General features: G+C 63.0%; 1 pseudogene. It reads right to left on the bottom strand.

Annotated features, from left to right (window positions below):
- Positions 1-257: pseudogene (gene glmM / locus CVH10_RS22130) on the bottom strand (phosphoglucosamine mutase); the annotation flags it as partial.

The following is a 257-nucleotide window of genomic DNA, read 5'->3' as shown; positions in this document are numbered from 1 at the left end:
AGGCCCTGGTCCAGGCCCTGATCCATCATAGCCTCGATCTTAAGTTCGATCTCATCCGACAGCTTGTAGCCGTCCGGCCCGAACAGCTTGATGCCGTTGTCGGCATAGTCGTTGTGCGAGGCCGAGATCATCACTCCCAGATCGGCGCGCATCGAGCGGGTCAGCATGGCCACGCCCGGCGTCGGCACGGGTCCGAAGGTGCGCACGTCCATTCCGACCGAAGCAAACCCGGCGACCAGGGCCGGCTCGATCGTATA

It is taken from the genome of Halomonas sp. ND22Bw (assembly GCF_003011945.1).
GTDB classification, from domain to species: domain Bacteria; phylum Pseudomonadota; class Gammaproteobacteria; order Pseudomonadales; family Halomonadaceae; genus Halomonas; species Halomonas halophila.
Note: the sequence above shows the minus strand (reverse complement) of the source record. Positions and strands in the feature narration are given on the sequence as shown.